General features: G+C 70.7%; 7 protein-coding genes. 5 read left to right on the top strand and 2 right to left on the bottom strand.

The features are described 5' to 3' along the window. Window positions 1–273: 273 nt before the first annotated feature. Together ABD352_RS04860 and ABD352_RS04855 are read right to left on the bottom strand one after the other, a co-directional pair. Window positions 274–2,331: a hypothetical protein gene (locus ABD352_RS04860; protein ID WP_425553466.1), complete on the bottom strand. Its 2,058-nt coding sequence runs from the start codon at window positions 2,329–2,331 to the stop codon at window positions 274–276. A gap of 224 nt (window positions 2,332–2,555) precedes the next feature. Further along, complete coding sequence (locus ABD352_RS04855) at window positions 2,556–3,329, bottom strand: deoxyribonuclease IV (RefSeq protein WP_344610955.1); 774 nt, start codon at window positions 3,327–3,329, stop codon at window positions 2,556–2,558. A gap of 222 nt (window positions 3,330–3,551) precedes the next feature. On the opposite strand from ABD352_RS04855, the gene ABD352_RS04850 reads away from it, so the two are divergent. The 5 genes from ABD352_RS04850 (at window position 3,552) to rplI (ending at window position 6,290) form a co-directional block, all read left to right on the top strand. After that, window positions 3,552–4,391: a hypothetical protein gene (locus ABD352_RS04850; RefSeq protein ID WP_344610954.1), complete on the top strand. Its 840-nt coding sequence runs from the start codon at window positions 3,552–3,554 to the stop codon at window positions 4,389–4,391. Between the two features lie 230 nt (window positions 4,392–4,621). Then, complete coding sequence (rpsF, locus tag ABD352_RS04845) at window positions 4,622–4,912, top strand: 30S ribosomal protein S6 (RefSeq protein ID WP_033359943.1); 291 nt, start codon at window positions 4,622–4,624, stop codon at window positions 4,910–4,912. A 119-nt stretch (window positions 4,913–5,031) separates the two neighbouring features. Beyond that, on the top strand, window positions 5,032–5,568 hold the full coding sequence (locus ABD352_RS04840) for a single-stranded DNA-binding protein (protein WP_344610953.1): 537 nt from the start codon (window positions 5,032–5,034) through the stop codon (window positions 5,566–5,568). Window positions 5,569–5,588: 20 nt separating this feature from the next. After that, complete coding sequence (gene rpsR, locus ABD352_RS04835; RefSeq protein ID WP_223100246.1) at window positions 5,589–5,828, top strand: 30S ribosomal protein S18; 240 nt, start codon at window positions 5,589–5,591, stop codon at window positions 5,826–5,828. Window positions 5,829–5,840: 12 nt separating this feature from the next. After that, window positions 5,841–6,290, top strand: coding sequence for a 50S ribosomal protein L9 (gene rplI, locus ABD352_RS04830; RefSeq protein ID WP_344610952.1), 450 nt, complete (start codon window positions 5,841–5,843; stop codon window positions 6,288–6,290). Window positions 6,291–6,395: the final 105 nt, after the last annotated feature.

The raw sequence follows: 6,395 nt of genomic DNA, 5'->3' as shown, positions 1-6,395 counted from the left end.
CGGCCTGGCGGCGGCGCGGCGGCGCGGCGGCGCGGCCTCGCGGCGGCGATGCGGGCCGGCTGGGCTCGCGTTCGCGAGGCTGGCTCTCGTCCACGGCCCGGTTCGCCCTCACGGCCTGGTTGTCCACCCACGGCCACGCCCAACCTCGCGGCGCGGCGCGGCCGGGCAGCGCGGCTCACCCTCGCGGCTGGGCTCGCCTCCGAGGCCTGGCTCGGGCACGGCAGGCCCGGCCTCGGGCCCGCCGCCGTCCCGGGTCCGTCCGCTTCGCCGCGCCTAGCCGTCGATCTTGTAGGTGATCACGTCGCCCTGTTCGGTCCGGGTGATGCCCAGGCCGTCGATCGGCGCGTCGACAGCGCGCGCGTACGGCGTCCCGGCGGCCTCGTCCCGCAGCACGACCACCGTGCGGATCTTCATCTCGCGCAGCTGGGTCACGGTCGCCTCGTCCGGGAACTGCTCCATGTTGAGCCGCAGGATCTCCTGGTTGCTCGGGGTGAACCCGCTGCCGCCGTTGACCATCTTCGGGAAGCCGTCGGTGCTCCAGAGCATGACGTTCATGTCGAACAGCTCGCTGGACGGCAGCACCATCACCGGACCCTGCACGGTGCTCATCGCCACCGGCGCGGCCGGTACCGTCGGGTTCGGGCCTCGCTGGTGAATGCCCTCGGCCAGCACCAGCACCAGCGGGATCAGCGTCACGATCCGCCAGACCCCGGCCTGGTTGCCGACGTCGGACTGCGTGCGGTCGGCGAAGAGCTCGACGGCCCGCTCCGCGAACGCGCTGACCGCGCCGGCCGCGAGCAGCGCCAGGAACAGCGTCACCCAGACCATCAGCCGGCCCGAGGTACGAATGCCCTCGAAGCCCGGCAGCACCCGGTACAGCGCCATGTACCCGAAGTCCCCGTCACCCGGCCCGTTGGTGCCCATCGCGAGCATCGCCGTGCCCACGACCCCGACGCCGAGCAGGATCCGGTGCTGCAGCCGCCAGGTCGACACGAACAGGCCCGCGAACGCCAGCCCGTACAGGAAGAACCCGGGCAGCAGCGCCATCTCCGGCGCCCACCCCAGCGTCGACCGGGCATTCGCGTAGGCGTCGCCCCACAGCCACGACTCCGGCGGCGAGATGAAGAGCCCCTTCAGCGGTGGGGAGAACAGCCCGATGATGTCCGCGCTGCGCTCGGCCTCCTGGTGCTGGTTCAGGACCTGCCGGTACGGGTAGGCCATCATCGCGCTCACCGCGACGAACACCAGCCCGCCGCCGAGGTTGGCGAAGAGCAGCTTCCACCCGAACGGCCGGCGCCCGGCCCCTCGGTTCCGCAGGTGCTTGTACCCCCACGTGACGGCCGAGGCCAGCACGGCGATCAGCAGCGCATACGCGAACGGAAGGCCGATGCCGAAGCCCAGGCTGATCTGCCACGCCGCGACCAGCCAACCGGCGAGCACCCAGCCCCACCGCCGCTTCTCCGGCTCGTACCCGCGCCGCAGCGAGAACCCGTGCCCCCGCGCCAGCATCGCCAGCGCCAGCGCGATGCCGCCGATCGACAGCACGTGCAGGTGCCCGGCCTGCCCCAGCCGCCACGGCGCATACGCGAACGCCGCCCCGGCCACCGCTGCCCCCGTGCGCCCGGCCCCGAGCTGGCGCGCCAGCGCGTAGGCGCCGAAGAACGCGAAGGCGAAGATCAGAACAAAGATGATGTTGTACCGCACGATGGCCGCTTCGGGCCCCGACCCGATCATCCCGGCCGGCGCGTACCCGAGCAGCGTGTCCGAGAACGCGTAGGTGTACTGGTTCGGATAGAACGCGTTGGCCTGCCAGAGCTGCAGCGGGTCGGTCGTGAGGATGTGCCCGGCCCACGACATCTGCCACGCCTGCAGCGTCGGGTCCCAGATGTCCTGCGGGATCGTCGTGGCGGGGTGCTGCAGCGCCGGCCACGTCATGGCCGCCGCGAGCAGCACCGACCCGAGCGCGGCCAGCGTCCACTCGTGTGCGAAGAACCGAGCCAGGCCCGACCTGCTCCGCCGCGTGACCCGCCCGAACCGGCTCGGCACGAACTCCGGCTCCGGCGCGAACGCGTTGAACGGGTCCGCCGGCTCCTCGCTCGCCGCCGGGGCGTCGGCCTGCTTGTCGCCGTCAGCCCCGACGGCGTCCTGCTTGCCGCTGTCAGCCCCGACGGCTTCCTGCTTGTCGCCGTCGGCCCTGTCGTCGGCCTGCTTGCCGGTCCCCGGCTCGTCCTCACCCGGCCGAGCGGCGGCCGGCTCATCGCCAGGCGCCTTCCCCGCCGGCTCGGTGTCGCCCGGGTCTTCGTCGCCCGCGGCCTCCCCGTCCGGCTCCACGCCGTCGGGGCTGGCCCCGGCCGAAGCCGGTTCCCGGTCGGAGCCGTCGTCCCGGGCCGCGTCGGCGCCGGGCTCGGCCCCGCCCTCGGCGGAGGGTCTCTCGGCGGGCTCGGCCTCAGTGCTGCCCTGATCGCCGGGGGTGAGGTCATTGGAGCGGCCGTGGGTCCGGGGACGGCCGTCCGACGGCGGCTCCTCGGACACCGTCGGCTCCGACGAAACGTTGCTCACGCCAGCCGCTCCCGCAGGTAGTTGATGTCGGCGGTCTGGCCTTCGGCCCCGCCGGGGGTCTCGACGAGCGCCGGCGCGCCCGCCGCACGGATGACCGCCACGATCAGCTCCGGATCGATCTCGCCGGCGGTCATGTTGTCGTGCCGATCGCGGCCGGAGTCGAAACCGTCGCGCGAGTTGTTCGCGTGGATCAGGTCGATGCGGCCGGTGATGGCCTTCACGCGGTCGACGATGTCGAGGAGATTCTCGCCGCCGGCGAAGGCGTGGCACGTGTCGAGGCAGAAGCCGACCTCGTAGTCGCCGATCGCGTCCCAGAGCCGGGCGAGGTTGTCGAAGCGGCGGGCGCAGGCGTTGTCGCCACCGGCGGTGTTCTCGATCAGGACCGGCGTTGCGAATCCGCCCTGGTCGGCGGCGTAGGCGAAGGTCTTGCGCCAGTTGTCGAAGCCTGCCGCCAGGCCGTCGGCCTTCTCGACGTGGCCGCCGTGGACGATGATGCCCTTGGCGCCGACCTTGGCCGCGCCGGCCGCGTGGCTGAACAGCAGCTTGCGGCTGGGAATCCGGATGCGGTTGTTCGACGATGCGACGTTGATCCGGTAAGGCGCGTGGATATAGACGTCGGTCTCGGCGCTGCGGAGCGCCTCCGCATCGTCGCGATCCACCGGATCGATCCAACCCTGCGGATCTGTCAAGAAGAACTGGATGAGGTCGGCGCCCCGGGCGGCCGCCTCGGCCAGCGGCTCAGCGGGGTCGACGTGAGCACCGATTCGCATGCCGCAGAGCCTACGACGTGGGTGTGACAGTTTGTGCGGCGTGCCCCGGGGTGCGGACCGAAGGGTCCGGAATGCCGGGCTTCCGTCACCGTCCAGTCGCCCTCGTCGTTACGCACGTAGCCGCCCGTGATCGCTCCCCGGCGATCGGCGGGCCTCGTACAGCTCGATGGAACGACCCCCAATCGATCCCCCGAACCCTGGATGGCTACTGGAATGGCTACCTTGTCCGGACACCGATCGGCAGTACGCCTGGCGGCTACCGCCGCGGCACTCGCCGCTGCGGCCCTGACCGTGGGCGCCGGCCCGGTGAGCGCCGCCCCCGAGACCCCGACGGTGGAATTCTCTGGCGGCAGCGTGCTGAGCCTGCTGGTCTGCAAGTCCCAGCCGAACACGGGCAACGTCTCGGTGCCGGCCGACTCGCGGGTGAACTTCGTCAACCGCCTCGGCCAGAATGCGAACCTGAAGGTCGACGGCCAGAGCGTTGCCACGGTGCAGCCCAATCAGCAGGTACCGGTCCTGTTCAAGAAGGGACCGGTCGAGGTCGCGATGACCTTCGACTGCGGCGTCGGCGTGGTGCAGCAGTTCAAGCCGGTCTCGGTCGGCGTGACCGCGGCGCCGACCCCGACCGCCGCGCAGGCGACGACCGGGCAGGCCCGCACCGGCGGCGGGACCCAGGCCGCACCCGCTGGGCCCGCCGGGGCCGCGGCCGGCGCGGCGAACCACGCGATGAGCACCGGCGCAGCGGCCCACTCGACGAAATCACCGCAAGGCCAGGACGGTTCGGCGACCGCCACGGGCGCCGCCGGCGAGTCCGGCACCGAGCCGGTCGACCCGTCGCTGCTCGACCCGAGCGCCGCCGCGGCACCGGCCGTGGGCGCCGACCCGAGCGTCGCGGTCGACGACCGGGTGATGGTAGAGGAGCCGGTGGCGGCGAGCGGACCGGCGCGCAACGGCCCTGCCGGCCTGCTGGCGCTCGTGGCGACGGTCTGTGTGGTCGGCGTTGGAATCGCCTCAATTCGGGCTATTATTGCTCAACGGGCATCACGTGCGAGCTTCGCATAAGGTACGATTTCCCTAGCTCCGCGGGGCGCAGTCATCCAACGCACCGGTGTGGTCGTTCCTCCCCAGGTCCCACCCAACGAAGCGGATGGCGCGCCCCGCGGTCTTTTTCTGTCTTGACACCTCAGCGTGTACTCTGGTTCGGTCCATCGGCATTTCGCGCCGATGGACGACGCATGACCTCCTGCCGCGGATGGACCGCGGCCGCTTAGCCCGTAGGAGGTGAGAACGTCTTGCGTCATTACGAGATCATGGTGATCCTCGACGGAAGTCTCGAGGAGCGCACCGTCGCCCCGTCGCTCGACACGTATCTCAACGTGATCCGGACGTCGGGTGGCTCGGTGGAGAAGCTCGACGTGTGGGGCCGCAGGCGCCTCTCGTACGAGATCAACAAGAAGACCGAGGGTATCTACGCCGTCATCGACCTCCAGGCCTCGCCGGAGTCGGTTGCCGAGCTGGACCGTCAGCTGCGACTCAACGAGTCCGTGCTGCGCACCAAGGTCATCCGGCCCGAGGTCCGCTAAGCGGAACCCCGGGCGAGATCGATCTGCTTCGCCCGGCCACGGTCGCGGGCGCGACGGCAAAAACTGTCGTACCCCTGTGACATCGTGGCCATACACCAGCGCGCGAGGAGTTGACTCATATGGCAGCGGGAGATACCACCATCACGGTCATCGGTAACCTGACCGAGGACCCTGAGTTGCGTTTCACTCCGTCGGGAGCAGCGGTCGCCAAGTTCCGGGTGGCATCCACCCCCCGGTTCATGGACCGTCAGACCAACGAGTGGAAGGACGGCGAGCCGCTGTTCCTGTCCTGCACTGTGTGGCGGCAGGCGGCCGAAAACGTCGCCGAGTCGCTGACCCGCGGGTCTCGGGTCATCGTCTCCGGTCGGCTCAAGCAGCGGACCTACGAGACGCGCGAGGGTGAGAAGCGCACCGTCATCGAGCTGGAGGTCGACGAGGTCGGCCCGTCGCTGCGCTACGCGACTGCCAAGGTGCAGAAGATGTCGCGCAGCTCCGGTGGTGGCGGTGGCTTCGGTTCGGGCGGCGGCAACGGCGGCGGTGGCGGAGGCGGAGGCGGCGGGTACAACGATGACCCGTGGGCCAACGCGACGCCGGCCGGCGGCGGTGGCGGCGGCGGCAGGTCGAGCTCATCCTTCGACGACGAGCCCCCGTTCTAATGGCATCAGGAGCAAGAGCAATGGCGAAGGCTGCGGCCCTGCGCAAACCGAAGAAGAAGGTGAACCCTCTCGACAAGGAGGGCATCGCCTACATCGACTACAAGGACACCGCCCTGCTGCGGAAGTTCATCTCCGACCGCGGCAAGATCCGCGCTCGGCGGGTGACCGGCGTGACCGCCCAGCAGCAGCGGCAGATCGCGCGCGCCGTCAAGAACGCGCGCGAGATGGCGCTGCTCCCCTACACCGCGACCACGCGCTAAGGGACGGCCGACATGAAGATCATCCTCACCCAGGAGGTCACCGGCCTCGGGACCCCCGGCGACATCGTCGAGGTCAAGGACGGTTACGGCCGTAACTACCTGCTCCCGCAGGGCTTCGCGATCCCGTGGTCCAAGGGCGGCGAGAAGCAGATCGTGACGATCAAGCGCGCCCGCTCGGCCCGCGAGATCCGCGATCTCGGCCACGCCAACGAGGTCAAGGCCCAGCTCGAGGGCCTGACGGTCAAGCTGTCGCTCCGCGCCGGCAAGGAAGGCCGCCTCTACGGCTCGGTCACGCCGGCCGAGGTCGTCGACGCCGTGCAGAAGGCCGGCGGGCCCCAGCTGGACCGCCGCCGCCTCGAGCTGCCGGGCCACGTCAAGACGGTCGGCGACTACAAGGTGCAGATCAAGCTGCACCCGGAGGTCGCCGCGGTCTTCACGCTGAAGGTCTCGGCCGCGAAGTAGCAACACCTGGCACGGCAGAAGGGGTCCCTCACACGAGGGGCCCCTTTCGCATTCCCACCGGCCCACGGGTGACGGCCACGGTGCCGGACCGACGCAAGCCGGCGC

This window comes from Dactylosporangium salmoneum, assembly GCF_039532525.1.
GTDB lineage: Bacteria > Actinomycetota > Actinomycetes > Mycobacteriales > Micromonosporaceae > Dactylosporangium > Dactylosporangium salmoneum.
The sequence above is the reverse complement of the archived record's forward strand: the minus strand, read 5'-3'. Positions and strand labels throughout refer to the sequence as shown.

Bases quoted from the DNA above. Each gene is read 5' to 3' on its own strand.
- ABD352_RS04840 (WP_344610953.1), top strand. From the start codon at position 5,032: ATGGCAGCGGGAGATACCACCATCACGGTCATCGGTAACCTGACCGAG.
- rplI (WP_344610952.1), top strand. From the start codon at position 5,841: ATGAAGATCATCCTCACCCAGGAGGTCACCGGCCTCGGGACCCCCGGC.
- rpsR (WP_223100246.1), top strand. From the start codon at position 5,589: ATGGCGAAGGCTGCGGCCCTGCGCAAACCGAAGAAGAAGGTGAACCCT.
- ABD352_RS04855 (WP_344610955.1), bottom strand. From the start codon at position 3,329: ATGCGAATCGGTGCTCACGTCGACCCCGCTGAGCCGCTGGCCGAGGCG.